This window comes from Paragemmobacter kunshanensis (assembly GCF_011059185.1).
Taxonomy (GTDB): Bacteria; Pseudomonadota; Alphaproteobacteria; order Rhodobacterales; family Rhodobacteraceae; genus Paragemmobacter; species Paragemmobacter kunshanensis.
Genome location: NZ_JAALFE010000008.1, coordinates 113,983 through 140,153, shown reverse-complemented (window position 1 = coordinate 140,153; position 26,171 = coordinate 113,983). Strand labels below are relative to the sequence as shown.

Below are 26,171 nucleotides of genomic sequence, written 5' to 3'. Positions count from 1 at the left end.
GCCCATTGGCCCGCTGGAGGGCAGGATGACCGACCGACCGACGACACCGATGCTGGACCGTGTGAGCCATCCGTCCGACATGAAGGCCCTGTCGGACCGCGAGTTGCGGCAACTGGCCGATGACCTGCGGGCCGAGACGATTTCCGCCGTTTCGGTGACGGGCGGCCATCTGGGCGCGGGGCTGGGGGTGGTGGAACTGACGGTGGCGATCCATGCCGTCTTCGATACGCCGCGCGACAAGCTGATCTGGGATGTGGGGCATCAGTGCTATCCCCACAAGATCCTGACCGGGCGGCGGGACCGGATCCGCACCTTGCGGGCCGAGGGCGGGCTGTCGGGATTCACCAAGCGGAGCGAGTCGCCCTATGATCCGTTCGGGGCGGCGCATTCGTCGACCTCCATCAGCGCGGCGCTGGGATTTGCGGCGGCGCGCGATCTGGGCGGCGATCCGGGCGATGCGATTGCCGTGATCGGCGACGGGTCGATGAGCGCGGGCATGGCCTTTGAGGCGATGAACAATGCAGGCCATCTGAAGAAGCGGCTGTTCGTGATCCTGAACGACAATGAGATGTCCATCGCGCCGCCGGTGGGCGCTTTGTCATCCTATCTGTCGCGGCTTTATGCCGAGGCGCCGTTCCAGGATCTGAAGGCGGCGGCGAAGAGCGCGGTCAGCCTGTTGCCCGAGCCGTTCCAGCAGGGCGCGCGGCGGGCGAAGGAGATGCTGAAGGGCATGGCCGTGGGCGGAACCCTGTTCGAGGAATTGGGGTTCGATTATGTCGGCCCCATCGACGGGCATGACATGGATCAGTTGCTGGCGGTGCTGCGCACGGTGAAGGCGCGGGCGACGGGGCCGATGCTGATTCATGTGCTGACGAAGAAGGGCAAGGGTTATGCCCCGGCGGAAGCCGCGCGCGACCGGGGCCATGCAACGGGCAAGTTCGATGTGCTGACCGGCGTGCAGGCGAAGGCGGCCTCGAATGCGCCGAGCTATACCAAGGTCTTTGCGCAAAGCCTGATCGCCGAGGCGGAGCGGGACGAGAAGATCGTGGCTGTCACGGCGGCGATGCCGGATGGCACGGGGCTGAACCTGTTTGCCGACCGCTTTCCGCGCCGCTGTTTCGATGTGGGGATCGCCGAGCAGCATGCGGTGACGTTCAGCGCAGGCATGGCGGCAGGGGGGATGAAGCCCTTCTGCGCGATCTATTCGACCTTCCTGCAGCGCGGTTACGATCAGGTGGTGCATGACGTGGCGATCCAGCGGTTGCCCGTGCGCTTTGCCATTGATCGGGCGGGGCTGGTGGGGGCGGATGGGGCCACCCATGCGGGCAGTTTCGACGTGGCTTTCCTTGCCAACCTGCCGGGCATCGTGGTGATGGCGGCGGCGGATGAGGCGGAACTGGTGCATATGGTAGCCACCGCCGTGGCGCATGACGAGGGGCCGATCGCGTTCCGCTTTCCGCGCGGCGAGGGCGTGGGCTGCGAGATGCCCGCGCGGGGCGTGCCGCTGGAGATCGGCAAGGGGCGGATCATCCGCGAAGGGGCGCGGGCGGCGATCCTGTCCTTTGGCACGCGGTTGGCCGAGGTTCTGAAGGCGGCGGAGGCGCTGGCCCAACGCGGGATCGCGCCGACGGTGATCGACGCGCGCTTTGCCAAGCCGCTGGACCGGGATCTGATCCTGAACGCGGCGCGCAGCCATGAGGCGCTGATCACGGTGGAAGAAGGCGCGGTGGGCGGCTTTGGCAGCCATGTTGCGCAGTTGCTGGCCGATGAGGGCGTGTTCGACCGGGGGCTGAAATATCGCAGCATGGTATTGCCCGACATCTTCATCGACCAGGCGAGCCCCGAGCGGATGTATCAGGTCGCCGGGATGGACGCGGCGCAGATCGAGGCGAAGGTGTTGCAGGCGCTGGGCGTGGCCGTGGTGGGCAAGCGGGCCTGACGGCCCGCCCCCCCGTTCAGCCGCGTTCGGACAGTCTGCGTTCCAGCCTTTCGATCCGTGCCATCAGTTCGGCGTGGCGTTCGGCAGCGTGATCGGGTTTGTCGGCCTCGGCCGCCTCTTGCATGGCGTTGACGACAAGGCCGACGAGCAGGTTGATGACGGCGAAGGTCGTCACCAGAATGAAGCTGATGAAGAAGATCCAGGAATAGGGATAAACCTCCATCACAGGGCGGACGACGGCATCGGCCCAGCCTTCCAGCGTCATCACCTGAAACAGCGTGAGCGCGGTGGCACCAAGGTCGCCGAAACGGTCGGGGAAGCTGGCACCGTAGAGTTTGGTCGCCATGACGGCGGAGACATAGAACAGGATCAGGGTCAGCAGCAGGACCGAGCCCATGCCCGGCAGGGCGCGCAGGAAGCCTTCGACCACGCGGCGCAGGCTGGGCGCGATGGAGATGACGCGCAGCACGCGCAGCACGCGTAGCGCCCGCAGGACCGAGAGACCGCCAGAGGCAGGAAGCAGGGCCACGCCGACGACGGCAAGGTCGAAGAGGTTCCAGCCCGAGCGGAAGAAGCGCCCGCCCAGCGCGAAGAGTTTCAGCGCCAGTTCGACGATGAAGATGGCAAGGCAGAGCCGGTCGAGAAGCAGGATGATGCCGCCTGCGGCGGCCATCACGGGCCTTGAGGTTTCAAGGCCAAGGATGACGGCGTTGAAGAGGATCACCGCAAGGATGAAGCGGGTGACGGCGGGACGGTCGAGGAAGGCGGCAACTTGGGAACGCAGGGCGATCATCTTTGGTCTACCTTGTGGAATCGAAGCGCCCGGCCATGGGGCCGGGCGCAGGTGGGATCCAGATAGGGCTATTCGGCGGGTTTTGCCAGATCGGCCCTTGCCTGATCCTTCGTCTTCCAGAGCGAGAAGATCACACCCGCACCGAGAAGGACGAAGGTGATCCCGAGCGACCAGCTGGGCGGGAACTTTTCCCATCCCATCGCGTCGGCGATGAAGATCTTCGATCCGATGAAGACCAGAAGCAGCGACAGCGCGTATTTGAGATAGGCGAAGCGGTGCAGGATCGCGGCAAGGGCGAAGTAGAGGGCGCGCAGGCCGAGGATGGCGAAGATGTTCGAGGTGTAGACGATGTAGGGATCGGTGGTGATGGTGAAGACCGCTGGCACGGAATCGACCGCAAAGACCAGGTCGGCGATCTCGATCAGGATCAGCGCGATGAAGAGGGGTGTCGCGTAGCGCACCATCTTTCCCGTGCCATCCGGTTGCCGGACGAAGAAGGCGTTGCCGTGCAGGTCATCCGTCACGCGGAAGCGGCGCTTGATGAATTTCAGGAGCGGGTTCCTGGCGATGTCATGGTCGCCATCGCCGACGAAGAGCATCTTGATGCCGGTGAAGATCAGGAACAGGGCAAAGATGTAGAGCACCCAGGAATAGGAGGCGACGATGGTCGCGCCCAGCCCGATCATGATACCGCGCAGGACGATCACCCCGAGGATACCCCAGAACAGCACGCGATGCTGATAGGCGCGCGGCACGGCGAAGAAGGCAAAGATCAGCGCGATGACAAAGACATTGTCCATGGCCAGCGTCTTTTCCACGACGAAGGCGGTCAGATACTGGGCTGTCGGCTCCCACCCCATCTGCCAGTAGACGAAGCCCGAGAAGGCGAGGCCGAGCGTGATATACATCGCGGAGAGCTTCAGGCTTTCGCCGACGCCGATTTCGTGATCGCCATCCTTGTGCAGGACGCCGAGATCGAAGGCGAGCAGCGCCACGACCAGCGTGAGGAAGAGCAGCCACATCCAGAGCGGCTTGCCCAGAAACAAGAGTAGTAGAAATTCCATCCCCGTTGACCTTTCGAGACATGTATTGACGCGTCCGAAGGCCAGCCGATCACAGGTCCGGGCATGACATCGAGACGCACTCGATGCGGTCCGACATGGCGCTGGAAAGCGTCAGAGGGGCCCGGCCCGCCCGCAGAAGGTGGGTATGGGAGATATCATTTCAACCCCGGCGGACGGGAAAAGGTAACAGCCGCGTGATCTGCCAAAGGGGGCGCCCCCTCCCCGGCCCGCCGGGGCGGGCCACCCCTCCCCCGCAAGCGGGAGAGGGGGCCGGGTGGGACGGTCAGCTTTCCGAGGCGAGGAGGGCGGCAAGGCCCTGGTGATAGGTGGGATGCAGAAGGGTGATGCCGAGTTCGGATTTGATCCGGTCGTTCCGGACGCGCTTGCTTTCGGCATAGAAGCTGCGCGCCATGGGGGTGAGATCGGCCTGATCATAGGGAATGGCCGGGGGCAGCGGCAGGCCGAGCAGTTCGGCGGCATGGGCGATCACGTCTTCGGGCGGGGCGGGATCATCGTCGCAGAGGTTGTAGATGGCACCGGGGCGGGGGTGCTGCATCGAGGCGACCAGAACCTGCGCGATGTCATCGACATGGATCCGGCTGAAGACCTGGCCGGGCTTGAGGATGCGGCGGGCGGTGCCGTCGCGCACCTTTTCGAAGGGGCCGCGCCCGGGGCCGTAGATGCCGGCAAGGCGGAAGATGTGCAGCGGCAGGCCGAGGGCGGCCCAGCCCCGTTCCGCATCGACCCGGGCCTGACCGCGCGCGGTGGCGGGGGTGAGGGGGGTTTCCTCATCCACCCAGCCGCCCTGATGATCGCCATAGACGGCAGTGGTGGAGAGGTAGCCCAGCCAATCGGGGCGGGCGGCGCGAAGCTCTTCGGCATGGTCGCGCAGGATCGGATCGCCTGATGCATCCGGGGCGACGGAGGTGAGGATGTGGCTTGCGCGGGCAAGCGCCGGGGCAAGCGGGCCGGGCAGCAGAAGGGGTTCGATCCCATCGGCCGCGAAGGCGGCGGCGCGGGCGGGGTTGCGGGTGGTGCCGATCACCGACCAGCCCTGCGGGATCAGCCGGCGCGCTAGCGCCTGGGCGGAATAGCCGTGGCCAATGGAGAGCAGGGTCTTTGCGGGCGGGGAAGCGGGGCTGTTCATGGGCGGACTATTCCGCGCCTTGGAAGGCGCTGCAAGCTGTTGCAAAGCCTTCACTTGCGCAGAGGCCCCGGATTCGGATTAGATGGCTGATCGAATTGCATGCGCCGAAAGAACAAGAACAAGGCAATGACCGAAGAGACCCATTCCATCCTGACGCCGGAAAGCCCGGCCCATGAAGCCTTTACCGATGCCGTCGCGGCGGTGGATCGGCTGGAGGAGTTGTTTTTTGCGGCGACGGGATTCCTGTCGCTGCACTTCACCAGGGCGGTGACCGGGCGCAAGCCCGAGGCCCGCATCCGGGCCTTCTATCCCGAGATCCGGCTGACCACGACAAGCCATGTGAAGGCGGATTCGCGTCTGTCCTTCGGGCATGTGGCCGAGCCGGGCACCTATTCGACCACGGTCACGCGGCCGGATCTGTTCCGCAACTACCTGATCCAGCAGATCGAGCTTCTGCTGCGCCACCATGGGCAGCCGGTGGTGATCGGGCCGTCGGAGACGCCGATTCCGGTGCATTTCGCGGTGGCGGGCAACCCCAAGGTTTCCGTCCCGCAGGAAGGCGTGCTGGAATTTTCGCTGCGCGACGTGTTTGACGTGCCCGATCTGGCCACCACGAATGATGACATCGTGAACGGCACGCGGCAGGTGCATGCCGACGGGTCGCGCCCGCTTGCCCCCTTTACCGCGCAGAGGGTGGATTATTCGCTGGCGCGGCTGGCGCATTACACCGCCACGGATGCGGGGCATTTCCAGAACCATGTCCTGTTCACCAACTATCAGTTCTATGTCGACGAATTCGAAGCCTATGCCCGCAAGGTGCTTGCCGAGCCGGACCTGGGCTATACGGAATTCGTGGCGCCGGGGAACCTGATCCTGACCACGCCCGACGGGGTGCTGCCGCCCACGGCCAAGATGCCGCAGATGCCCAGCTATCACCTGAAGCGCGCCGACGGGAACGGGATCACGCTGGTCAATATCGGCGTCGGCCCGTCGAATGCCAAGACGGCGACCGACCATATCGCCGTCCTGCGCCCGCATGCCTGGCTTATGGTGGGCCATTGCGCCGGGCTGCGGAATTCGCAGAGCCTTGGCGATTTCGTCCTGGCCCATGCCTATCTGCGCGAGGACCATGTGCTGGACGACGACCTGCCCGTCTGGGTGCCCATCCCGGCGCTGGCCGAGATCCAGATCGCGCTGGAGGATGCGGTAGAGGAAGTGACACAGCTGGAAGGCTATGAACTGAAGCGGATCATGCGGACGGGGACCGTGGCCACGATCGACAACCGCAACTGGGAATTGCGCGACCAGTCCGGCCCGGTGCAGCGCCTGTCGCAATCGCGGGCCATCGCGCTGGACATGGAAAGCGCCACCATCGCGGCGAACGGGTTCCGGTTCCGGGTGCCCTATGGCACGCTGCTTTGCGTTTCGGACAAACCCCTGCATGGCGAGTTGAAGCTGCCGGGGATGGCATCGGAATTCTACAAGACGCAAGTTGCGCGGCATCTGCAGATCGGGGTGCGGGCGATGGAGCGGCTGCGTGCCATGCCGATCGAGCGGATCCACAGCCGAAAGTTGCGCAGCTTTGACGAGACGGCCTTTCTGTAACGCTTCGCGGCCCTTTCCGCGGCGCCACGCCGCGTAAAGGGGACCAAATGGTCAGAATGCGCTTGATTTGTTCGGCAAAACAGATTTTAGCGACGAAAGTCACTTCAAGGACAGGGACAGCCCCGCCTGATAACGGGACCAGTAAACGAAGGAACATCACATGTCGAAACCGATGACCAAGACCCAGCTTGTGGCCTCTCTTGCCGAACAGATGGGTTCGGACAAGAAAACCGCTGGCGCCGCGCTGGACGCGATCGCTGCTGTCGTGGCCCGTGAAGTGGCCGCAGGCGGCGCTGTCACGCTGCCCGGCCTGGGCAAGGTCGTCTGCCGCGCCCGCCCCGAGCGTCAGGTGCGCAACCCCGCCACCGGCGAGACCGTGACCAAGCCCGCCGACAAGCAGGTGAAGTTCTCGATCGCCAAGGCGCTGAAGGACAGCGTCAACGCCTGATTGCAGGCCATGGCCAGATGCAGGGCCGCCCCGCAACGGGCGGCCCTTTCACATGGAAGAACCCGATGGACCTGCGCGCCCTGTCGATGGGGCTGATCTTTGCCCTGATGTGGTCTTCGGCCTTTGCCACTGCCCGCATCATCGTGGCCGATGCGGCCCCCCTTGCGGCGCTGGCGTTGCGCTTTGCGATTTCCGGCGGGCTTGCCATCGGCGTGGCGCTGGCCTTGGGGGCGCGGTTCGATCTGACGCGCGCGCAATGGCGATCCGTCGCGGCCTTCGGGCTGTTGCAGAATGCCGCCTATCTGGGCCTGAACTTCGTTGCCATGCAATGGGTGGAGGCCTCGCTGGCCGTGATCATCGCGGCGTCGATGCCGCTGATGGTGGCGGCCCTGTCCTGGGCGCTGCGGGGCGAAAGGCTGCCGCCGCTTGGCCTGGCGGGCCTGATCGCGGGATTTGCCGGAACCGCCCTGATCATGGGAACGCGCCTGTCGGGCGGGGCAGACCCTCTGGGCACGGCACTGTGTCTTATGGGGGCGCTGGCGCTGGCGATTGCCACCCTGACCCTGCGATCGGCCTCGGGCGCGCAGGGCGGGTTCGGGCCGCTGCTTCTGATCGTGGGGTTGCAGATGCTGGCGGGATCCGCCGCGCTGGCCGGGATCGCCGCACTGACGGAACCCTTCCGACTGACACCGACGCTGCCCCTGGCGCTGGCCTTTGCCTATCAGATCTTCATCCCCGGCCTTGCCGCGACGCTGATCTGGTTCGCGCTGGTGCGCCGCATCGGGGCGACACGCGCGGCGACGTTCCATTTCCTGAACCCGGCCTTTGGCACGGCCATCGCGGCGTTGCTGCTGGGTGAATCCCTGCGTGGGACGGATATCGTCGGAGCGGCCATCGTCGCGGCCGGCATCCTTGCGGTGCAGGTCAGCCGCCGCCCTGTCTGAACCTGGCCGCGTGCGGATTACCCGATCCGCCCACGCATACCGCCGGTCTGCCCGCGATCCAGGAGCAGATGATCGAGGATCACGCAGGCCATCATCGCCTCGCCCACCGGGACGGCGCGGATGCCGACGCAGGGGTCGTGCCGGCCCTTGGTGATGAGGTCGATCTCTTCTCCGCTGGCGTTGATCGTGCGGCGGGGGGTGAGGATGGAGGAGGTGGGCTTCACCGCAAAGCGGCAGATGACGGGCTGGCCGGTGGAGATGCCGCCAAGGATGCCCCCGGCATGGTTGGACAGGAATTCCGGCCCATCCGGCCCCATGCGGATCTCATCGGCATTGTCCACCCCGGTCAGGCTGGCCGCGGCCATGCCATCGCCGATCTCCACCGCCTTGACCGCATTGATGGACATCATGGCCGAGGCGAGATCACTGTCGAGCTTGCCATAAAGCGGCGCACCCAGCCCCGGCGGAACCCCTTCGGCAACCACCTCGATCACGGCACCGACCGAATTGTGAGACAGCCGCAGCTCATCCAGATAGGCCGCCCAATCGGCGGCGGCGACGGGATCGGGGCACCAGAAAGGGTTGCGTTCCACCTCGGCAAGTTCAAGCCGCCCCCGGTCGATGCCACGCCCGCCCATCTGCACCATGTAGCCGGTGATCCGCAGCCCCGGCACCATCCGCGCCAGCACGGCGCGCGCCACGGCCCCTGCAGCCACCCGCGCGGCGGTTTCCCGGGCACTGGACCGGCCACCGCCGCGATAGTCGCGCAGGCCGTATTTCTGGTGGTAGGTGATGTCGGCATGGCCGGGGCGGAAGGCCTGGGCGATGTCGCCGTAATCCTTGGACCGCTGGTCGGTGTTCTCGATCATCAACTGGATGGGTGTGCCGGTGGTCACGCCGTCGAACACGCCCGAAAGGATGCGCACCTCATCCGCTTCCTTGCGCTGGGTGGTGAACTTGTTCTGCCCGGGCTTGCGCTTGTCCATCCAGGGCTGGATGTCGGCCTCACTCAACGCAACGCCCGGCGGCACGCCATCCACCGTGCAGCCCAGCGCGGGGCCGTGGCTTTCGCCCCAGGTGGTGACGCGGAAGATATGGCCGAAGGTGTTGAAGGACATGCCTGCCTGCTCCGTCTGATCCGGACCTGTCCATAGGCCAATCCCCCGCGCGGCGCAAAGCCCTTTCACCTTGGCGAAAATACCCATGACACGGCAACAGATCCGCCCGACGGCGGAAAGCCGGGGAGAAGGGGGGTTCGGGGGGGGCGGATGGCCCCCCCGATTTCCGCTTGCACCTGCCGGGGCTTTGCCTATCTTCGGCCCCACCTCGGGGTGCCTGTCCACAGGCTGAGATGCGCAAGCGGACCCGTTGAACCTGAACCGGATCATACCGGCGGAGGGAAGGTGCATGGATCTCTCCATCTCCGACCACCCGTCGCAATTGGAGAGAAACATGAAGACTTCGATCCTTGCGCTGGGACTTGCCACCGTTGCCACCATGGCCACGGCACAGGACAAGCCCGTGCTGACTGTTCTGACCTATGACAGTTTCACCGCCGAATGGGGGCCCGGCCCTGCGGTGGAACAGGCGTTCGAGGCGAGTTGCGCCTGCGATCTGCAATTCGTGGCCGCAGGCGATGGGGCGGCGCTGCTGGCGCGGATCCAGATGGAAGGCGCGGCATCGGATGCGGATATCGTGCTGGGGCTGGATACCAACCTGACCGCCGCCGCCGCCGCCACGGGCCTGTTTGCACCCCATGGGCAGGGATGGAAGAACGCCCTGCCGGTGGCCTTCGATGACCCGGTTTTCCTGCCCTATGACTGGGGCTGGTTCGCCTTCGTGCATGACAAGGCCAAGCTGCCCGCGCCGCCGAAGAGTTTCGAGGAACTGGCGGCTTCGGATGTGAAGATCATCATTCAGGATCCCCGCTCCTCTACACCCGGCCTGGGGCTGCTGATGTGGGTGAAGGCCGCCCATGGCGACAGGGCGGGGGAAATCTGGGAAGGGCTGGCCGACAATATCGTGACGGTGACGCCGGGCTGGTCCGAGGCCTATGGCCTCTTCCTGGAAGGCGAGGCGGACATGGTCCTGTCCTATACCACATCGCCCGCCTATCACCTGATTGCCGAGGAAGACGCCAGCAAGGCGGCGGCGGCCTTCAGCGAAGGGCATTACCTGCAGGTCGAGGTGGCGGGAAAGCTGGCGGCGACGGATCAGCCGGATCTGGCAGATGCCTTTCTGGCCTTCATGGGGAGTGAGGCGTTTCAGGCCGTGATCCCGACGACGAACTGGATGTATCCGGCGGTGACGCCTGCGGCGGGGTTGCCCGCGGGGTTTGAGACGTTGATCACGCCCGAAACCTCGCTTCTGCTGACGGCGGATGAGGCCCTGGCTCTGCGCGAGGGGGCGCTGGCCGAATGGCAGGCCGCATTGGCACGCTGAGGCCACCTGTCGGGGCGGCGCTGGTCGCCGCCCTGCTGGGGGCGATGACGCTGGGAACGGTGGCTGTGGTGGCGCTTCATGCTGGCGCGGCGATGCCGGGCGCGGCGGATTGGGCAGCGGTGCGGTTTACCGTGACGCAGGCGGCGCTGTCGGCGGTGATCTCGGGCCTGCTGGCCGTGCCGGTGGCCCGCGCCCTGGCGCGGCGGCGCTTTGCCGGGCGGGGGGCGCTGATCACGCTGATGGGCGCGCCCTTCTTGCTGCCGGTGATCGTGGCGGTGCTGGGCTTGCTCGCGATCTTTGGCCGTGCGGGGGTGATGAATGACGGGCTGGCGGCGCTGGGCCTGCCGCGCCTGTCGATTTACGGCTTGCATGGCGTGGTGCTGGCGCATGTGTTCCTGAACCTGCCCCTTGCCACGCGGATGCTGCTGCTGGGCTGGCAGGCGATTCCGGCCGAGCGGTTCCGGCTGGCGCAATCGCTGGACCTGACGCCGGGCGCGCAGTTCCGGCATCTGGAAGCACCGATGCTGCAGGCCACGCTGCCCGGCGCGATGCTGACGGTATTCACCATCTGTCTGGCGAGTTTCGCCGTGGCCCTGACGCTGGGCGGCGGGCCTGCGGCGACGACGGTGGAACTGGCGATCTATCAGGCGCTGCGCTTTGATTTCGCGCCGGGCCGGGCGGCGACGCTGGCGATGCTGCAATTCGCGCTCTGCCTGACGGCGCTGGCGCTGGGCTGGTCGCTGATCCGGGATACCGGCTTTGGCACCGGGCTGGGGCGACGGGTGGAGATGCCCGCGCCGGGGGGCTGGCGCAAGGGGATGGATGTGGCGGCGATCACGCTGGCGGCGGGGTTCCTGATGCTGCCCCTGGGCGCGCTGGTGATCCGGGGGCTGACAGGGATGGACGACCTGCCGGGCGGCATGTGGGCGGCGACGCTGCGGTCGGTTCTGGTGGCGCTGGCGACGACGGTGCTGGTGACGGGGGCGGCGCTGGTGCTCGCGCTGGCGGCGGGGCGGCGGGCGGCGGGGCATCGGCTGTTCGATGCGGCGGCGACCTTGCCGCTGGCGGCATCTTCGCTGGTGATCGGGACGGGGTTGTTCCTTGCGCTGCGGGGGGTGGCTTCGCCATCGGCGATGGCGCTGCCCGTGACGATTGCGGTGAATGCCACGCTGGCGCTGCCCTATGCCTATCGCCTGCTGCTGCCCGAGGCGCGGGCGCTGCATCAGGGGCATGACCGGCTGGCACAGGCGCTGGGCCTGACGCGGTGGGCGCGGTTTCGGCTGGTGACGCTGCCGTGCCTTGCGCGGCCGCTTGGCTTTGGTGCAGGGATCACGGCGGCGCTGTCGATGGGCGATCTGGGGGTGATCACGCTGTTCGCGGCGGAAAATAACGCCACGCTGCCCCTGTTCATCCACGGGCTGATGGGCAGCTACCGGATGGAGGCGGCGGCGGCGGCGGCGCTGATCCTGATGGGGATATCCTTTGCGCTGTTCGCGCTGTTTGACGGGATCGGACGCCATGCTTCAGCTTGACCGACTTGTGCTGGAAGAGCCGGGTTTCCGGCTGGAGGCGGATCTGACCCTGCCAAAAGGCGCGCGCTGCGCGGTGCTGGGGCCTTCGGGCGCGGGGAAATCGACGCTGCTGAACGCGATTGCCGGTTTCGTGGCACCGCATTCGGGGCGGATCCTCTGGGACGGGGCAGAGATCGGCGACCTGCCCCCCGGGCAGCGGCCGGTGACGATCCTGTTTCAGGACCAGAACCTGTTCCCGCATCTGACGGTGGAGCGGAACCTTGCCCTTGGCCTGTCGCCGGATGGGCGGCTGGACGATGCGGCGCGGGCGCGGATCGTGGAGGCGCTGGAGCGGACGGGGCTGGCGGGCCTTGGCGGGCGCAGGCCGGGGCAGTTGTCGGGCGGGCAGCAGGGGCGGGCGGCGCTGGCGCGGGCGTTGCTGCGGGCGCGGCCCCTGCTGTTGCTGGACGAGCCCTTTGCCGCGCTGGGCCCCGCGCTGAAGGCCGAGATGTTGGCGCTGGTGCGCGCGGTGGCGGAAGAGACGGGCGCGACCGTGCTGATGGTGACGCATGACCCCCAGGATGCGCGACGACTGGAGGGCCTGACGATGCTGGTGGCCGAAGGGCGCGCCCATCCGCCCATGCCGACCGAGGCGCTGTTCGCCGATCCGCCCCCGGCGCTTTCGGCCTATCTGGGGACGGGGTGAAGATTCTTCGCGCCGCCCGTTGACACCACCTGCGGGCTTCTTTACATCGCGCTCCATCGACTTGGGCCCAGATGGCGGAATTGGTAGACGCACTGGTTTCAGGTACCAGCGCTGCAAGGCGTGGAGGTTCGAGTCCTCTTCTGGGCACCATGTCGATCTTGCCAAGGGGCGCGGGGAAACCTGCGCCCTTTTGCCATTTCGGCCCGTTTCCGTTGACCCCTGCGCGGGGCGTCGGTAATGCAGCCGCAGACATTGCCGAAAGGACGCGGACCTTGGCCATCTTCCTGCATCAGAACGACCTGCCCGACGGATTGACCCTTGGCCCGGTGGTCGCCATCGACACCGAGACGATGGGGCTGGACCCGCGGCGGGACAGGCTGTGTGTGGTGCAGTTGTCGGACGGGAATGGCGACGCGCATTTGGTGCAGATCGCGCGGGGCCAGAGATCCGCGCCGAATCTGGAGCGGTTGCTGGTGGACCCCGCCACGCTGAAGCTGTTCCATTTCGGGCGGTTCGACATCGCGGCGCTGCAGAAGGCCTTTGGCGTGACGACGGCGCCGGTCTGGTGCACGAAGATCGCATCGAAGCTGATCCGCACCTTCACCGACAGGCACGGGTTGAAATACCTGCTGCTGGAGCTGGTGGGGGTGGATGTATCGAAGCAGCAGCAGACGAGCGACTGGGGCGCCGAGGTGCTGACCGAGGCGCAGAAGGAATATGCGGCGTCGGATGTGCTTTATCTGCATGCGCTGAAGGATGCGCTTCAGGCGCGGTTGGTGCGCGAGGGGCGGATGGACCTGGCGCAGCGGTGTTTCGACTTCCTGCCCGCGCGGGCGGAACTGGACCTGCTGGGATGGGAAGAGCCCAATGACATCTTCCACCACTGATTTCCTGACCACCGCCCGCCGCGTGATCCGGCGCGAGGCGGAAGCCTTGGGCATGCTGGCCGACAGCCTTGACGGGGCGTTTTCGGCGGCGGTGGAGATGATCCTGCGCGCCGAGGGCCGCGTGATCGTGTCGGGCATGGGCAAATCGGGGCATGTGGCGCGCAAGATCGCGGCGACGCTGGCATCGACGGGCACGCCCGCGCAATTCGTGCATCCGGCCGAGGCCAGCCATGGCGATCTGGGCATGGTGATGAAGGGCGATGTGGCGCTGGTGCTTTCGAACAGCGGCGAGACGCCGGAACTGGCGGATATCATCGCCCATACGCGGCGGTTCGACATCCCCTTGATCGGGGTGGCGGGGCGGGCAGAGTCTACCCTGCTGCGGCAGTCGGATGTGGCGCTCTTGCTGCCCGACGCGCCGGAAGCCTGCGAGACGGGGATCGTGCCCACGACATCGACGACGATGACGCTGGCGCTGGGGGATGCGCTGGCCGTGGCGCTGATGGAGCATCGGGCCTTTACGCCGGATCAGTTCCGGGTGTTCCATCCGGGCGGAAAGCTGGGTGCGCGACTGTCGCGCGTGCGGGATCTGATGCATGCCGACGCGCCGCTGATTTCCCATGACGCCCCGATGAGCGAAGCGCTGCTCATCATGTCGGCCAAGGGGTTTGGCGTGGTTGGCGTCACGGATGCGGAAGGATACCTTCAGGGCATCATCACCGATGGCGACCTGCGCCGCCACATGGCGGGCCTGCTGGACCTGTCGGCGGGGGATGTGATGACGGCGGCGCCCCGGACGATCGGGCCCGAGGCGCTGGCGGAAAAGGCGGTGCGGATCATGAATGACAGGAAGATCACCTGCCTGTTCGTGGTCGATCCGGAAGGAAGCCAGAGCGTGACGGGGCTTTTGCATATCCATGACTGCCTGCGCGCCGGGATTGCCTGATGGCGCGGCGGGCCGCGCTTGATGGCTGGTCGCGGCTGGTGGCGGCGCTGAAGGTGCTGCTGCCGCTGGCGGCGCTTGCGATTCTGTCGACGCTGTTTCTTGTGTCGAACCGGATCAATCCCGAAGACGCCCTGCCCTATGCCGATGTCGATGTGGAAGCCCGCCTGCGCGAGCCGCGCATCACGGCCCCCACCTATGCCGGAACGACGCGCGACGGCGCCGCGCTGGAGGTGACGGCGGACGAAGCGCGACCGGGCGGGGAAGACGGGGGCGGCGCGAATGCCACGGGCGTGCGCGCCCGCCTGACCACGCCCGATGGGGAAAGCACGGCGCTGGTGGCCGAGACGGCGCGGATGGATCCTTCGGGCAAGGAGATCGCCTTCAGCGGCCATGTGCGGCTGGATCATGCAACGGGCTACAGCGTGGCATCCGAGGCGATGACCGCGCGTCTTGACGTGACGGATATCCGGTCGGACGTGCCTGTCACCTCGGAAGGGCCGGCGGGGCGCATTACCGCCCAATCCATGCGGCTGACGCAGGCCGGGGATGGCAATCAATCTTATCTTCTGGTTTTCAACGGGGCGGTGAAGCTGGTATATCAACCGGCAGAGTGAATTTTGATCAATCAGAGGATCCCATGCCCGCGGCCTTGCGCGCCCTTTTTCTGACTTTGGCGCTGGTGCCGATCGCGGGACTGCCTGTCGTGGCGCAGACCAGCATCGAATTGAAGGGCCTGCGTCAGGATACATCGCTGCCGGTCGAGGTGACTTCGGACAGCCTGAGCGTGGATCAGGGCAGCGGACAGGCCACATTCGCAGGGAATGTGAAGGTCACGCAGGGCGAGATGACGATTTCGGCCGGAACGGCCCGGATCGAGTATCTGCCCGATGGAACCGGCGTTTCCCGGGTTTTCCTGGATGGTCGCGTGATGTTTGCCAGCCCGACCGATGCCGCCGAAGCGGATGCGGCGGTCTATACCATCGCATCGGGCGAAGTGGTGATGACGGGCGACGTGCTGCTGACGCAGGGGCAGACGACGATATCGGGCAACCGGCTTGTCTATGACCTGGATGCCGGAACGGGCAGCATGGAGGGACGGGTGCAGACCGTCTTCGTGCCGGGAAAGGCCAATCCTTGAAGGGCGGTCCGGATCTGACGGTGACCGCGGGTTCCGCGGGGCTTGCCATTCGGAGCCTGCGCAAGAGCTATCGTCGGCGGCCGGTGATCCGGGATGTTTCGATGCATCTGAACCGCGGCGAGGTTGTCGCGCTGCTGGGGCCGAACGGATCGGGCAAGACGACCTGCTTTTATGCCATCGCCGGGCTGGTGACGCCCGAAGGCGGCGAGGTGCTGATCGACGGGCGCGATGTGACGCTGCTGCCCATGTATCGCCGCGCGCGGCTGGGCATCGGCTATCTGCCCCAGGAAGTTTCGATCTTTCGCGGCCTGTCGGTGGAGGACAACATCCTTGCCGTGCTGGAGATCACCCATTCCGACCGCCACAAGCGGCGCGAGCGGCTGGAGGAGTTGCTGTCGGAATTCTCCATCACCCATCTGCGGCGCGCGCCGGCGCTGGCGCTTTCGGGCGGGGAACGGCGGCGGGTGGAGATTGCGCGCTGTCTGGCGGCGGATCCGAAATATCTGCTTCTGGACGAACCTTTCGCGGGGGTGGATCCCATCGCCGTGGGCGAAATCCGGCATCTGGTGCAGGATCTGAAATCGCGCGGCATCGGCGTGCTGATCACCGACCACAATGTCCGCGAGACGCTGGAGATCGTGGACCGCGCCTATATCCTGCATGACGGCAAGGTGCTGATGAGCGGAACCACCGATGAGGTGGTGCGCGACGAAACGGTGCGGCGCGTCTATCTGGGCCAGAATTTCCGCATCGGCTGAGACCTGCCCCTTGCGGGCGGGTCGGGAACCCATCCCTACGACTCGGTTGACAAGATGGCCGTGGCGGATGCCAAATACCCGTGATGCGTGCGCTATTCGCCATGTCCGGATCTGCCGACACCGCCGCTTTGACGGTTGGCTCTCTTGATGGATCGCACCTTCAATCCCAACTCAGTTTAACGAGGATCCGCCCGTTCGGAACGGCCGGGCGGCTGGATCGCATTCACGCGGAGGAAGCATCATGCGTTATCAGATCAGCGGGAAACAGATCGACATCGGGGAAGCGCTTCAGACCCATGTGAAGGCCGAGCTTGGCGAAGTCGTCGAGAAATATGCCCAGCGCCCCACTGATGCCGTCGTGATCTTTTCCCGTGCCGCGCATGAACATGTCTGCGAAGCGACGATCCATCTTTCAACCGGCTTGTCGGCCCAGGCAAAGGGCCATGCGAACGAGATCTATGCCGCCTTCGAATCCTGCCGCGAGAAGATGGACAAGCAGCTGCGCCGCTACAAGCGGCGGCTGCGCAACCACCACAGCGCCCGGACGGCCCCTGTTGAATTCGCCGAAGGGTCGTCATATATCCTCGCGCCAACTGAGGAGCCCGAGGATGATGACCACTCGGACCTGCCGCAGCCCATCGTGATTGCCGAGATGGAGACGAAGATTCCTTCGATCACCGTCGGCGAAGCCGTGATGCAGCTGGAGCTGGGTGGTCAGAAGATGCTTGTGTTCCGCAATGAAGGACATGGCGGCGTGAATGTCGTGTACCGTCGCGAAGACGGGAACATCGGCTGGATCGACCCGCGCAACAGCAAATGACGCCCGCACGGGCCGGGCACAGGACCAACGAAAGTTCATGGACCTCTCCAAACTATTGATCCCCGGGGCCGTTCGCGTCATCGGGCAGCTGACGAGCAAGAAGCGGCTTTTCCAGGAACTGGGAGAGCTTGCCGCGCAGGCCTATGGCATGAGTGCTGCCCAGACGATTGATGGCCTGCAGGAACGCGAGAGTCTTGGACCGACAGGCGTGGGGCATGGCATCGCCCTGCCCCATGCCCGCCTTGAAGACCTGACCCAGATCCGGGGCATCTTCATCCGGCTGGAGAAGCCGCTGGATTATGACAGCGTCGACCGGCAGCCGGTGGACCTTGTCTTTGCGCTGTTCGCGCCCAAGGATTCGGGCGTGGATCACCTGAAGGCGCTGGCGCTGGTGAGCCGGACGATGCGCGATCAGGCGGTGGTGTCGAAGCTGCGGGCCAACAGCGACCCGGCCAAGATCCATGCGATCCTGACGGAGGCGCGGGCCTCGCAGGCGGCCTGACGGCGTCAGCGTTTCGGATAGAAGCCGAAGCCCAGATAATCGCGCTGATAGGCGTCGCGCGCGGCCTCTTCCAGTTCGCCATCGCGGATGGCGTCCAGCGCGTCATCGCAGGCATCGCGGAGGGGCAGAAGCTGCGGCGCGGGAAGGCCGATCTCGCTGCACAGGAAGGCCAGCCCTTCGGTGAGCGTCTCTTCCCGCAGGATCAGATCGGGCGGCTGGAACTGAGCGAAGCCTTGCAGGGTTGTGGTCTGGCTGGCCCATCCCGCATCGGTGCGAAAGCCGGTCTGGCCCGACAGGTTGCGCTTGAGGAATTTCAGGAAGGCCAGAAAGGCCGCCCGGCGTTCCGCCGGATCGGTGAAGGGCGTGCCGGGGCGCGGCAGGTTCACGCCATGCACGCGCGCAAGGATGCCGCGCTGTTCCGGCTGCAAGCCGCCCTGTTCCAGGGCGCAGAAGGCGCGATGGGCGCGGTCCAGCGGGTGGCGCAGGACGGTAAAGCTGCGATGGCCGGGGCGCGAGCGTTTCCACTGGCGCAGGGTCTTGTGCGTGAAATCCCGTTCCAGCCCGCCGATCGTGGAAAGCCAGTCGATCAGCGGCTGCACGGGCGCGCCCTTGATTGGCATGAACAGCAGGGGCGCATCCTGCGCCGCGACATAGCCGGGGATGGCCGCGTTGCGGCGGGGTTCGAAATTCGGCGTGCGCGACAGGTTGAAACGATCCAGCCGCGACAGGGATTTCCCCATCTCTGCCGGATTGATCAACTTGTCGGCTATGGGTTCAGGGTTCTGCACCGTCAGCGAGGAATCGATGGCCTGCAGGCGGCCTTCGACGCCAAGAAAGGCGGCCAGACCGTTCAGCACGCCCAGATCGGGGATATCTTCATAGTCGATATAGAAGGCCGTCTGGCCGCGCGCCTGAAGTGCATTCAGAAGGCGGATCTGGAATTGCTGCAGTTCCTCGAGATGGTCTTCGAATTCCAGCGGTTCGAACCGCGCCTTCGCCTGCTTGAGGTTCTTGGGATTGGTCAGTTTCCACTGCCCTGTCGCCTTGGCGATCTTGAGGCTGACATAGCTTTCGACGGGGTTGCGCGTCAGCACGATCTTGGCGCAGCGCGGATCGTCCAGCACAAGATCGAAGATGCGCGGATCGTGGTCGTGGAAATAGCGAAAGCCCGACAGGCCCGGCGTGCGTTCGCGCATGCGGCGCAGCAGGCGGGCAGGGTCTGCCTCGCGTTCGGCAAGGGTGATGCCCAGAAACTCTGTCTGGTCCTTCTTGCCGATGAAGACCGGATTGAACACCTCGCCATGGCAGATGATGCCGGGAATGGCGTTCAGATTGGCTTCGAGGAAATTGGAACCTGTCCGCATTTCGGCGAACATCACGAAACTGTCGAAGGGGCGGGTCACTGGACTACTTCACTAGATAGGGTCTGCCCCTGCGGGCTTCGGAGGGGCGCAGATCGGAGGTGGCGGGGAAATCCCCCATGAGGACGGGCTGCATGCCCTGATTGCGCAGGTTCTGCAGGAACTGACCGAACCCTTCGAGATCGGTCATGCGCGGCGCCTCGGTCAGGCGGCGCAGGGAGCGGGGGCTGATCTCATCCACGATGGTTTGCAGCGGTTCCATCGGGTTCTCGATGAATTCCGCCAGGTTCCAGATGCGGATGCGCGCCTTGGATGCCCCGTTTCGCAGGATCGACAGATGTTCGAGTTCGATCTTTTGCAACCGGGCCGCTTCGCGGCGGATATCAGCGAAGTTGAGGTTCGACTTGAACAGGGGCACCGCCCAGGCGCCGGAAATGACCGAGATCTGGGCATTGGAATCCAGCGCCATGAACCAGTTGAGTTCCTGATTGTCACCCGGCCCGAACTGGAAGCACTGGCGTTCGCCGCGGGTGGCCCAGATCAGATTGGCGAGGAAGGATTTCGTGTTGTAATCGCGCAGTGCGGCGCTGTCGGAGAGCGCGCCGTTGAAGACGGCCTCGCCCCCCGCGAATTCGACGCGATCAGGGGCAAAGAGATGGCCATGAACGCGGGTTCCGGTGACCTTGCCGAGCCAGCCTTCGAAATTCTCGAACACGTCGGAGAAGCCCTGGAATACCGAATAGGGCGCGGCAGTGCGGCCGTTTTCCCAATGTTCGTTGGGAAAACGGCTTTGCATGTAAAGGCCGGGGCGGCCTTTCACGCGGCGTTCGACGGCCTTGGAGAACAGCCGGTCGATCTTGCCGGGATTGGGTTCGCCGCCCGCCTGCCCTTCGGCATCATCCGAAAGGAAGGTGGCGTAAAGCTTGTTGGCATTCGGCCAGATCTTGCGCGCCACAAAGCAATCGGACCGGCGCAGAAGCTGCAGGTGATCGTCATAGAAGATGTGCGGCTTGCCCTGGAAATCGAACTTGGACAGCGTCAGGGAGCGGCTTTCGACATTGCTGGAAACCTGGCGGACCAGCGTCTGGAAATAGCTTTCATCCGGGATCCAGACACGGCGGAAATAGCGGTCATAAAGCGCGCGTTCCGGGCCCTGAAGGATGGCGGTCAGGGTCTGGCGGGTAAGGCACCACCACTGGCTGCCCAGATGGGGCACGATGCCGTTGGGAATGCTGCGCCGGAAACCCAGCCGACGCTGCAGTTTCACATAGCGGTCGAACAGCCAGCGCTGGGTGCGCCAGGAAAACGGGAAACGCAGGGTAAAGCGTTCCATGTTCAACCCGCCAATCGTCCAGCCGACTTCTTCGGTGGTGACGGATTCGATGAAATCGGTGCGGGGACGTTCGTCGAGATAGGCGATCAGTTCCCGAACCGGGCGCAGCGGCAGGCAGGAGCCGGAGGCGAGATAGACATGCCGGACCGAAGGGAAATCCTGCAACAGAACCTCGGCCGCGGCCTGGGTGGCGGCGACGATGCCCCAGGTGCCCCATTCGCAGGCGAAGCGTTCCGAGAAGCGGACATTGTCGAGATCGGCAAGATCGGCCTGAAGTTTCTCGACGCTCCATTTCGAGACGCGCTTGTCGATATGGATGACGATGGGGCAGCCGCGTTCGGCCCAGTGGCGCGCGGTATCGGCGGCGCGATGCAGCGCCGTGTGGCACAGCATGACAAAGCCGAGTGTGCCGTTGGGTTCCTGCCGCGTCATGCCCAGTTCCCCTTGGACATGAGCCCCAGAATTTCAAGCTGGCGCCAGTTGATATAGCGTTCCGACCATTTGCACCAAAGATCGGGATGGGCCTTCATCCCTTCGCGATAGGCGCGGTATTCGGCGCTGTCGGCATAGTGCTGGCCGCGCTGCAACTCCTCTTCCGCCTTGGCGGCGAAGGTATCGAGGAACTTGGCATGCAAGAGACAGCCCGAGGCCTTTTCCCCACCCCATTCGTCATAGACGAGGTTCAGGCCACGCGGCATGAGCATGTGCGTGGAACTGAGATAGGCATAGGCGCGGTTCCATTTGACCAGCGGGATCTTGTTCAGCGCGGGGGCCTGCTTCGGTTCTTCCGCGAAGAAGACGCGCGCGCGGGGGCCGCCCTGGATCCAGAGGTTGCCATTGCCGGGATTGCGCTTGACCGAGTAGTTCGCGCTGTCGAACCATTGGGCGATTTCGAACGGATCCTGGCCTTCGCGATAGGGTTGGGTGTCCAGCGGCCCCTTGGGATACATGTCCAGGATCATGGCCGAGAAGGACCGGACCCCGGATGTATCGAGCCAGTCCGTCAGCGCCCGCAGGGGCCGGGTTTCGCAGAAGGGATAGACCAGGAATTCGTCAGGATCGACGACCAGCGTCCAGAGTCCATGGCAATACTTGCGCTGCAGCGCGGTGATCCAGTCCATCCCGAAGCGGGACTTTCGATAACTTCCGTCGGTGGACCAAAGCGATACGTCGGGCTGGTTCTGAAGATAGTCGCGCGACCCGTCGTCGGATCCGTTATCGACGATCAGGAAGTGATTGACCCCCAGATCGCGGTAATAGCGCAGGAAATAGGGCAGGCGGATCCGTTCGTTCCGCATGGTGGAAAGAAGGATGATCGAGTCGCTTCTGATCGCACCCGTGCGGTTCACAACAGACAGGAGTTCGCGCCGCTTCAGGGCGGCGCGGACGTGCAGACTTCTCCGGCGCAGCCTGAGACGATATGCACCAATCAAACCCACTCGACCTGCCTGCTCCCCAATGCGACCCTTCGCGATGCCCCGTGCGAAGGATCTGCAAGACCCGAAAAACCCCGGTTCGTTCGCGACGTGATCGCCGCCCCTGGGCAGGCGCAGCGACCTGTTTCGCGCAACTCTAGTGTTAGAGCCTTCATAAGTAAACAATTGCTGGAGATTGGCGCGGATGCGCGCGGGTGCATGCGGAGAATTTCACGCATCAGATCCAGCCCCCCCGCGACATCAGACCGAGGGATTCCAGCGCGCGCCAGGTCGTCAGGCGGCGGGAAGCCGGGCACCACAGATTTGGGTTCTCGGTCAGTGCATCATAGTAGCGGTCATATTGCGCAGAGTTGGAGAAATGCTCGCCACGCGCCTTTTCGGTGCGGGCGCGATCAACAACGGTCTGCAGGAACTTGGTATGCAGAAGCAGGCCCGAGGGCGCTTCGGCCCCGTCGACATCGTAGATGCGGTTGAGCCGGGGGGGCAGCAGCGAATGGGTGGAATTCACATAGGCATAGCGCCAATGCCACTTTACCAGCGGCACCTTGTTCAGGGTGGGCGCGCGGCGGGGTTCCGACGCAAAGAACATCCGCGCGCGGGGGCCACCCTGGATCCAGAGGTTGCCCATGGGTTGCTGGACCCGGATCCCGTAGCCTGACGGATCGAACCAGGGAAGAACGGCAAGCGGATCCTCGCCCGCGTGGTAGGGGTGATCGGCAACCGGGCCCTTGGGGTAGATGTCCAGCATCATGGCGCCGAACATCGGCCGGTCCTGCCGATCCAGCCATTCCGTCAGGGCGCGCAGATCGCGGCTGTCCCAATAGGGGTAGATCAGAAGTTCGTCGGCATCGACCGTCAGGCACCAATGGCCGTGGCCGTGGCGCATCAGAAGCCATGTCAGCCAATCCATCCCGAAGCGGGACGCCTTGTAGGAGGAAGAGGTGACCCAGAGCGATACGTCCGGCTGATCGGCGAGGAGTTCGGTCGTGCCATCGTCCGAGCCGTTGTCGACGATCAGGAAATGCGACACGCCCAGACGACGGTGATGATCGAGAAACCACGGCAGGCGGACCGCTTCGTTGCGGACGGTCGAGAAACCGAGGATCGCGCCCTTCCCGATGGCGGAGGTGCGATCGCGCCGGGCGATCAGGTCATGGCGGCTGGCAATGGCGCGGGCAAGCAACCTGCGCCGTTTCCAGCGCAGGCGATAGGCAGACAGAAGATCGGCTGGCGAGGCTGCCACCCTGGCCGCTGCCCGGTTACTGGGCGGCTTTCTGCAGGGCCAGCATCTCGTGCAGGTAGGACGAGAATTCGTCCCGCAGATCGGGCCGAGACAGGCCGAAGGCAACCGTCGCCTGCAGGAAGCCCGCCTTTGATCCGCAATCATAGCGCTGTCCGCGGAAGCGATAGCCAAAGACGCGGCCTTCGGCCGTTTCCTCGGCGATGGCATCGGTCAGCTGGATTTCGCCACCGGCACCCTGCTTCATGCGGTTGAGGTTCGTCAGCACCTTGGGCGACAGGATATAGCGCCCGATCACCGCCAGATTGGACGGCGCGGTTCCGAGGGCGGGCTTTTCGACCATGCCCTTGGCCTTGACGATGGCACCCATGTCTTCGGCGATATCCAGCACACCGTAGGATTTCGTCTTTTCCGGCGCCACTTCCATGGCCGCAACCATGTTGCCGCCGGTCTGTTCATAGGCCTCGACCATCTGCTGGAGGCAGGGCTTTTCCGCGGCGATCACGTCATCGGGCAGAAGCACGGCGAAGGGTTCGTTGCCGATCAGGCGGCGGGCGCACCAGACGGCATGGCCAAGGCCAAGCGGGCGGTTCTGCCGGATATAGGCAATCGCGCCGCTATCCATGTTGGTTTCCTTCAGGATCTCCAGAAGGTCATCCTTGCCGGACTTGCGCAGCGCGCTTTCAAGTTCGGGGGCGTTGTCGAAGTAATCCTCGAGCGCGGATTTCCCGCGTGAGGTGACGAAGATGAATTCCTTGATCCCGGCGGCGCGCGCCTCGTCGATCGCATACTGGATCAGGGGGCGGTCGACGAGCGTCATGATCTCTTTCGGGATCGACTTCGTGGCCGGCAGGAACCGCGTTCCAAGACCGGCAACAGGAAATACGGCCTTCGTGACCTTCTTGACTTTCATTTCAGCACCCACTTTTGCCCCCGCATCCGATCGGGGATTCACCCGCCGACATCATAATCCCTAACACACGCAGATTGACGCAGCATTATGGCAGAATAGCAGCGATTTTCGGCATATGGAAACAATCCGCCCTGCGCTACTGCGGCTGTGCCCGGATCGCAAGGTCCAGCGCACAGTTTCCCGTCAGGGCTGCGGGAAGCCGCGCAGATTTCATCCCCTGCGGGACATCATGGATTCGATGACGGGAACATCGGAGGGATTGTTCAGCTCCCAGAACTCATGCCCCTTCGACTGCACCTCGACGCAGAGGACGGGGCGGCCGTTCTCCAGGAATCGAAGCTGTTCCAGCCCTTCGAGCGTTTCGAGGGGGCCGACAGGCCAGGACGGATAGGCGGCAAGGACGGCGGGGCGATAGGCATAGACGCCGACATGGTGAAAGACCGGTGTCGGTTCATCATCGGCATAGGGCCGCGCGGTGTGGGGGATCACCTCTTTCGAGAAATAGAGCCCGCGCCGGGCCGCATCGAAGACGGCGGTCGTGCCGCCGACGCGGCCATTGCGCCGGTCTTCCAGAAGCTTGGCCAGCATCGCCCCTTCGCAGCGCAGGACGGGGGTGGCAATCTCGGCCGCAGGGTTCGCGCGGAGACCGGAGACCAGATCCTCGACAAACCAGGAAGGGGTGAGGGGCGCGTCGCCCTGAAGGTTCACCACGATATCGAAGCCGGGAAGTTGCGCCGCAACCTCGGCGCAGCGTTCGGTGCCGTTCTGGCAGGTGGTGGAGGTCATCACCACCTCGGCCCCGAAGGCGCGGGCATGACCTGCGATGCGGTCGTCATCGGTGGCCACGACGACGCGATCCACGCCGCCGACGGCCATCGCCGCCTCCCACGAACGGCGGATCAGGGTCTTCGGGCCATCGGGGCCGTTCAGTTCCACCAGCGGCTTGCCGGGATAGCGGGTAGAGGCGTAGCGGGCGGGAATGGCGATGAGGACGGTCACTTGACGGGCTCCAGCGTGAAGATGCCCCCTTCGAAGGGGTAGAAGGCCACATCGCGGCCATTGGTCGTGACGAAGGGATAAAGCGTCCGGCGCAGGGCCGGATCCCCCGATCCCTCGCAGGTGATGCGGTGAACGAAGAGTTCCTCGGCCTGGGCAAGGCGGGGGTCGGTCAGCCGGGCGAAATCGGCGAATTCGGGATTGGCGAGGAAGTCTTCGACGGACCAGGGGGTGTAGACCATGGATTGCCCGGCGAAATCGCAACTGTAGAAGACGCCTTCGGCATATCCGCTTTCGAAATACTGGCTGGCCCCGATCGTGGCGGCCGGGTCGATGAACCACGCCTCGCCCGAGAAAGCGGAGACGAGCCATTCCGTTTCGATGAAATCGGCCCGGGCAGGCAGGGCAAGGCAGAGGGCCACGAAAGCCAGGCCGGTGCGGGCGATCATTTCTGCAGCATCACGCCGGGGGCATGGGCGATGAAGAAGGGATTGTCCCAGCCCGGCTTGCCGTATTCCAGCGGTTGATGCGTGTCGAAGCGCACGACATGCCCCCCTGCCCCGCGCAGCACGGCATCGCCTGCCGCCGTGTCCCATTCCATCGTGCGGCCAAGGCGCGGGTAGAGGTCGGCCTCGCCCGTGGCGACAAGGCAGAATTTCAGGCTGGAGCCTGCGCTGCGGGAATCCCGGACCGAATACTTGCCGATGTAATCGTCCGTCGCCTGATCGCGATGCGATTTCGAGGCGACCACCATGAGCGCGGCATTGTCGGGCTTGGAGACGCGGATGGGCTGCAGGGGGCCGGGTTCGGCCTTGTCGAAGGGGCCCCTCTCTTCGACGGCGGTGCCATCGGGCTGCGTGTAGAAGAGCCGGCCCTTGGCCGGGGCATAGACGATGCCGCGCAGGGGGACGCCGTCCTGCACATAGGCGATGTTCACCGTGAAATCCCCACGGCGCTGCACGAATTCCTTGGTGCCGTCCAGCGGATCCACGATCAGGAAGGTGCGGGCCGAAAGGGCGTGGCTTTCGGCCTGTTCCTCGGTGATCAGGGGCAGATCGGGAAAAGCCGCGCGCAGGCCTGCCGAGATGATGGCATCGGCCGCCTCGTCCGCCTCTGTCACGGGTGAGGCGTCCGACTTTGCCTTCACCTCGAATTCGGGGCTGTTGTAGACTTCGAGGATGCGGTCGCCTGCCTCAAGCGCAAGGCGGCGGATACAGGGGATCAGGCGGTCGAACTGCATTT

26 protein-coding genes, 1 tRNA gene and 1 riboswitch are annotated in these 26,171 nt (G+C 65.0%); of the genes, 15 read left to right on the top strand and 12 right to left on the bottom strand.

What is annotated here, in order from left to right; genetic code table 11:
• Nucleotides 1-25 precede the first annotated feature (25 nt).
• Nucleotides 26-1,939, top strand: a complete 1,914-nt coding sequence (gene dxs, locus G5V65_RS10185) for a 1-deoxy-D-xylulose-5-phosphate synthase (protein ID WP_165049617.1) — start codon at nt 26-28, stop codon at nt 1,937-1,939.
• A gap of 16 nt (nt 1,940-1,955) precedes the next feature.
• Here the strand turns inward: dxs and G5V65_RS10180 are convergent, their stop codons facing one another.
• The 3 genes from G5V65_RS10180 to G5V65_RS10170 form a co-directional block, all read right to left on the bottom strand.
• Nucleotides 1,956-2,732 (bottom strand): ion transporter, encoded by a 777-nt coding sequence (locus G5V65_RS10180; protein ID WP_206526748.1) that lies wholly within the window; start codon nt 2,730-2,732, stop codon nt 1,956-1,958.
• A 68-nt stretch (nt 2,733-2,800) separates the two neighbouring features.
• Entirely contained in the window at nt 2,801-3,796 is a 996-nt protein-coding gene (locus G5V65_RS10175) for a TerC family protein (RefSeq protein ID WP_165049615.1), read from the bottom strand.
• Between the two features lie 283 nt (nt 3,797-4,079).
• A complete protein-coding gene (locus tag G5V65_RS10170; RefSeq protein ID WP_165049613.1) occupies nt 4,080-4,943 on the bottom strand; it encodes an SDR family oxidoreductase in 864 nt (287 codons plus the stop codon).
• Between the two features lie 126 nt (nt 4,944-5,069).
• On the opposite strand from G5V65_RS10170, the gene G5V65_RS10165 reads away from it, so the two are divergent.
• The 3 genes from G5V65_RS10165 (at nt 5,070) to G5V65_RS10155 (ending at nt 7,940) form a co-directional block, all read left to right on the top strand.
• Complete coding sequence (locus G5V65_RS10165; RefSeq protein ID WP_165049610.1) at nt 5,070-6,548, top strand: AMP nucleosidase; 1,479 nt, start codon at nt 5,070-5,072, stop codon at nt 6,546-6,548.
• A 160-nt stretch (nt 6,549-6,708) separates the two neighbouring features.
• Nucleotides 6,709-6,996 carry an HU family DNA-binding protein gene (locus G5V65_RS10160; RefSeq protein WP_165049608.1) on the top strand — a complete coding sequence of 96 codons (288 nt, stop codon included), beginning with the start codon at nt 6,709-6,711 and terminating at the stop codon, nt 6,994-6,996.
• Nucleotides 6,997-7,061: 65 nt separating this feature from the next.
• A complete protein-coding gene (locus G5V65_RS10155) occupies nt 7,062-7,940 on the top strand; it encodes a DMT family transporter (RefSeq protein ID WP_165049607.1) in 879 nt (292 codons plus the stop codon).
• 17 nt (nt 7,941-7,957) lie between these two features.
• On the opposite strand, the gene aroC is transcribed toward G5V65_RS10155, so the two are convergent.
• Nucleotides 7,958-9,058 (bottom strand): chorismate synthase, encoded by a 1,101-nt coding sequence (gene aroC / locus G5V65_RS10150; protein WP_165049605.1) that lies wholly within the window; start codon nt 9,056-9,058, stop codon nt 7,958-7,960.
• 199 nt (nt 9,059-9,257) lie between these two features.
• Nucleotides 9,258-9,358: riboswitch (TPP riboswitch) on the top strand.
• Between the two features lie 34 nt (nt 9,359-9,392).
• Between aroC and thiB the strand changes: the two genes are divergently transcribed.
• The 11 genes from thiB to G5V65_RS10095 all read left to right on the top strand — a co-directional run bounded on the left by thiB (nt 9,393) and on the right by G5V65_RS10095 (nt 17,650).
• The gene (thiB, locus tag G5V65_RS10145) at nt 9,393-10,382 is read left to right on the top strand and encodes a thiamine ABC transporter substrate binding subunit (RefSeq protein WP_165049603.1); all 990 of its coding nucleotides are present in this window, start codon (nt 9,393-9,395) and stop codon (nt 10,380-10,382) included.
• Nucleotides 10,358-11,914, top strand: a complete 1,557-nt coding sequence (locus G5V65_RS10140) for an ABC transporter permease subunit (RefSeq protein WP_165049601.1) — start codon at nt 10,358-10,360, stop codon at nt 11,912-11,914. The genes thiB and G5V65_RS10140 overlap by 25 nt, the downstream gene beginning before the upstream one ends.
• On the top strand, nt 11,901-12,599 hold the full coding sequence (locus tag G5V65_RS10135) for a thiamine ABC transporter ATP-binding protein (RefSeq protein ID WP_165049599.1): 699 nt from the start codon (nt 11,901-11,903) through the stop codon (nt 12,597-12,599). The genes G5V65_RS10140 and G5V65_RS10135 overlap by 14 nt, the downstream gene beginning before the upstream one ends.
• A 65-nt stretch (nt 12,600-12,664) precedes the next feature.
• A tRNA-Leu gene (locus tag G5V65_RS10130) sits at nt 12,665-12,749 on the top strand.
• Nucleotides 12,750-12,871: 122 nt separating this feature from the next.
• Nucleotides 12,872-13,486 carry a ribonuclease D gene (locus tag G5V65_RS10125; RefSeq protein WP_165049597.1) on the top strand — a complete coding sequence of 205 codons (615 nt, stop codon included), beginning with the start codon at nt 12,872-12,874 and terminating at the stop codon, nt 13,484-13,486.
• Nucleotides 13,467-14,432 carry a KpsF/GutQ family sugar-phosphate isomerase gene (locus G5V65_RS10120; protein ID WP_165049595.1) on the top strand — a complete coding sequence of 322 codons (966 nt, stop codon included), beginning with the start codon at nt 13,467-13,469 and terminating at the stop codon, nt 14,430-14,432. Before G5V65_RS10125 ends, G5V65_RS10120 begins: the two co-directional genes overlap by 20 nt.
• Nucleotides 14,432-15,046, top strand: a complete 615-nt coding sequence (gene lptC / locus G5V65_RS10115) for an LPS export ABC transporter periplasmic protein LptC (RefSeq protein ID WP_165049593.1) — start codon at nt 14,432-14,434, stop codon at nt 15,044-15,046. Before G5V65_RS10120 ends, lptC begins: the two co-directional genes overlap by 1 nt.
• Nucleotides 15,047-15,069: 23 nt before the next feature.
• The gene (gene lptA, locus G5V65_RS10110) at nt 15,070-15,570 is read left to right on the top strand and encodes a lipopolysaccharide transport periplasmic protein LptA (protein WP_165049591.1); all 501 of its coding nucleotides are present in this window, start codon (nt 15,070-15,072) and stop codon (nt 15,568-15,570) included.
• Nucleotides 15,571-15,584: 14 nt separating this feature from the next.
• Nucleotides 15,585-16,328 carry an LPS export ABC transporter ATP-binding protein gene (lptB, locus tag G5V65_RS10105; RefSeq protein ID WP_394352236.1) on the top strand — a complete coding sequence of 248 codons (744 nt, stop codon included), beginning with the start codon at nt 15,585-15,587 and terminating at the stop codon, nt 16,326-16,328.
• 241 nt (nt 16,329-16,569) lie between these two features.
• A complete protein-coding gene (gene hpf, locus G5V65_RS10100; RefSeq protein WP_165049587.1) occupies nt 16,570-17,148 on the top strand; it encodes a ribosome hibernation-promoting factor, HPF/YfiA family in 579 nt (192 codons plus the stop codon).
• Between the two features lie 37 nt (nt 17,149-17,185).
• Nucleotides 17,186-17,650: a PTS sugar transporter subunit IIA gene (locus G5V65_RS10095; RefSeq protein WP_165049584.1), complete on the top strand. Its 465-nt coding sequence runs from the start codon at nt 17,186-17,188 to the stop codon at nt 17,648-17,650.
• Nucleotides 17,651-17,655: 5 nt separating this feature from the next.
• Here the strand turns inward: G5V65_RS10095 and G5V65_RS10090 are convergent, their stop codons facing one another.
• The 8 genes from G5V65_RS10090 to cysQ form a co-directional block, all read right to left on the bottom strand.
• Nucleotides 17,656-19,053: a nodulation protein NodH gene (locus tag G5V65_RS10090; protein WP_165049582.1), complete on the bottom strand. Its 1,398-nt coding sequence runs from the start codon at nt 19,051-19,053 to the stop codon at nt 17,656-17,658.
• A 4-nt stretch (nt 19,054-19,057) separates the two neighbouring features.
• Nucleotides 19,058-20,776 (bottom strand): beta-1,6-N-acetylglucosaminyltransferase, encoded by a 1,719-nt coding sequence (locus tag G5V65_RS10085; protein ID WP_241250519.1) that lies wholly within the window; start codon nt 20,774-20,776, stop codon nt 19,058-19,060.
• Entirely contained in the window at nt 20,773-21,783 is a 1,011-nt protein-coding gene (locus tag G5V65_RS10080; protein ID WP_165049580.1) for a glycosyltransferase family 2 protein, read from the bottom strand. Before G5V65_RS10080 ends, G5V65_RS10085 begins: the two co-directional genes overlap by 4 nt.
• Nucleotides 21,784-21,997: 214 nt before the next feature.
• Nucleotides 21,998-23,023, bottom strand: a complete 1,026-nt coding sequence (locus tag G5V65_RS10075; protein WP_343162835.1) for a glycosyltransferase family 2 protein — start codon at nt 23,021-23,023, stop codon at nt 21,998-22,000.
• 16 nt (nt 23,024-23,039) lie between these two features.
• Entirely contained in the window at nt 23,040-23,933 is an 894-nt protein-coding gene (gene galU, locus G5V65_RS10070) for a UTP--glucose-1-phosphate uridylyltransferase GalU (RefSeq protein ID WP_165049578.1), read from the bottom strand.
• Nucleotides 23,934-24,143: 210 nt separating this feature from the next.
• The gene (locus tag G5V65_RS22375; RefSeq protein ID WP_165049576.1) at nt 24,144-24,932 is read right to left on the bottom strand and encodes a 3-deoxy-manno-octulosonate cytidylyltransferase; all 789 of its coding nucleotides are present in this window, start codon (nt 24,930-24,932) and stop codon (nt 24,144-24,146) included.
• Entirely contained in the window at nt 24,929-25,378 is a 450-nt protein-coding gene (locus G5V65_RS22370) for a hypothetical protein (protein WP_165049573.1), read from the bottom strand. The genes G5V65_RS22375 and G5V65_RS22370 overlap by 4 nt, the downstream gene beginning before the upstream one ends.
• Nucleotides 25,375-26,169 (bottom strand): 3'(2'),5'-bisphosphate nucleotidase CysQ, encoded by a 795-nt coding sequence (gene cysQ / locus G5V65_RS10055; protein WP_165049571.1) that lies wholly within the window; start codon nt 26,167-26,169, stop codon nt 25,375-25,377. The genes G5V65_RS22370 and cysQ overlap by 4 nt, the downstream gene beginning before the upstream one ends.
• Nucleotides 26,170-26,171 lie beyond the last annotated feature (2 nt).

Excerpts from the sequence above, each read along its gene's own strand:
- dxs (WP_165049617.1), top strand. The coding sequence starts at position 26 with ATGACCGACCGACCGACGACACCGATGCTGGACCGTGTGAGCCATCCG.
- G5V65_RS10180 (WP_206526748.1), bottom strand. The coding sequence starts at position 2,732 with ATGATCGCCCTGCGTTCCCAAGTTGCCGCCTTCCTCGACCGTCCCGCC.
- G5V65_RS10175 (WP_165049615.1), bottom strand. The coding sequence starts at position 3,796 with ATGGAATTTCTACTACTCTTGTTTCTGGGCAAGCCGCTCTGGATGTGG.
- G5V65_RS10170 (WP_165049613.1), bottom strand. The coding sequence starts at position 4,943 with ATGAACAGCCCCGCTTCCCCGCCCGCAAAGACCCTGCTCTCCATTGGC.
- G5V65_RS10165 (WP_165049610.1), top strand. The coding sequence starts at position 5,070 with ATGACCGAAGAGACCCATTCCATCCTGACGCCGGAAAGCCCGGCCCAT.
- G5V65_RS10160 (WP_165049608.1), top strand. The coding sequence starts at position 6,709 with ATGTCGAAACCGATGACCAAGACCCAGCTTGTGGCCTCTCTTGCCGAA.
- G5V65_RS10155 (WP_165049607.1), top strand. The coding sequence starts at position 7,062 with ATGGACCTGCGCGCCCTGTCGATGGGGCTGATCTTTGCCCTGATGTGG.
- aroC (WP_165049605.1), bottom strand. The coding sequence starts at position 9,058 with ATGTCCTTCAACACCTTCGGCCATATCTTCCGCGTCACCACCTGGGGC.
- thiB (WP_165049603.1), top strand. The coding sequence starts at position 9,393 with ATGAAGACTTCGATCCTTGCGCTGGGACTTGCCACCGTTGCCACCATG.
- G5V65_RS10140 (WP_165049601.1), top strand. The coding sequence starts at position 10,358 with ATGGCAGGCCGCATTGGCACGCTGAGGCCACCTGTCGGGGCGGCGCTG.
- G5V65_RS10135 (WP_165049599.1), top strand. The coding sequence starts at position 11,901 with ATGCTTCAGCTTGACCGACTTGTGCTGGAAGAGCCGGGTTTCCGGCTG.
- G5V65_RS10120 (WP_165049595.1), top strand. The coding sequence starts at position 13,467 with ATGACATCTTCCACCACTGATTTCCTGACCACCGCCCGCCGCGTGATC.
- lptC (WP_165049593.1), top strand. The coding sequence starts at position 14,432 with ATGGCGCGGCGGGCCGCGCTTGATGGCTGGTCGCGGCTGGTGGCGGCG.
- lptA (WP_165049591.1), top strand. The coding sequence starts at position 15,070 with ATGCCCGCGGCCTTGCGCGCCCTTTTTCTGACTTTGGCGCTGGTGCCG.
- hpf (WP_165049587.1), top strand. The coding sequence starts at position 16,570 with ATGCGTTATCAGATCAGCGGGAAACAGATCGACATCGGGGAAGCGCTT.
- G5V65_RS10095 (WP_165049584.1), top strand. The coding sequence starts at position 17,186 with ATGGACCTCTCCAAACTATTGATCCCCGGGGCCGTTCGCGTCATCGGG.
- G5V65_RS10085 (WP_241250519.1), bottom strand. The coding sequence starts at position 20,776 with ATGACGCGGCAGGAACCCAACGGCACACTCGGCTTTGTCATGCTGTGC.
- galU (WP_165049578.1), bottom strand. The coding sequence starts at position 23,933 with ATGAAAGTCAAGAAGGTCACGAAGGCCGTATTTCCTGTTGCCGGTCTT.
- G5V65_RS22370 (WP_165049573.1), bottom strand. The coding sequence starts at position 25,378 with ATGATCGCCCGCACCGGCCTGGCTTTCGTGGCCCTCTGCCTTGCCCTG.
- cysQ (WP_165049571.1), bottom strand. The coding sequence starts at position 26,169 with ATGCAGTTCGACCGCCTGATCCCCTGTATCCGCCGCCTTGCGCTTGAG.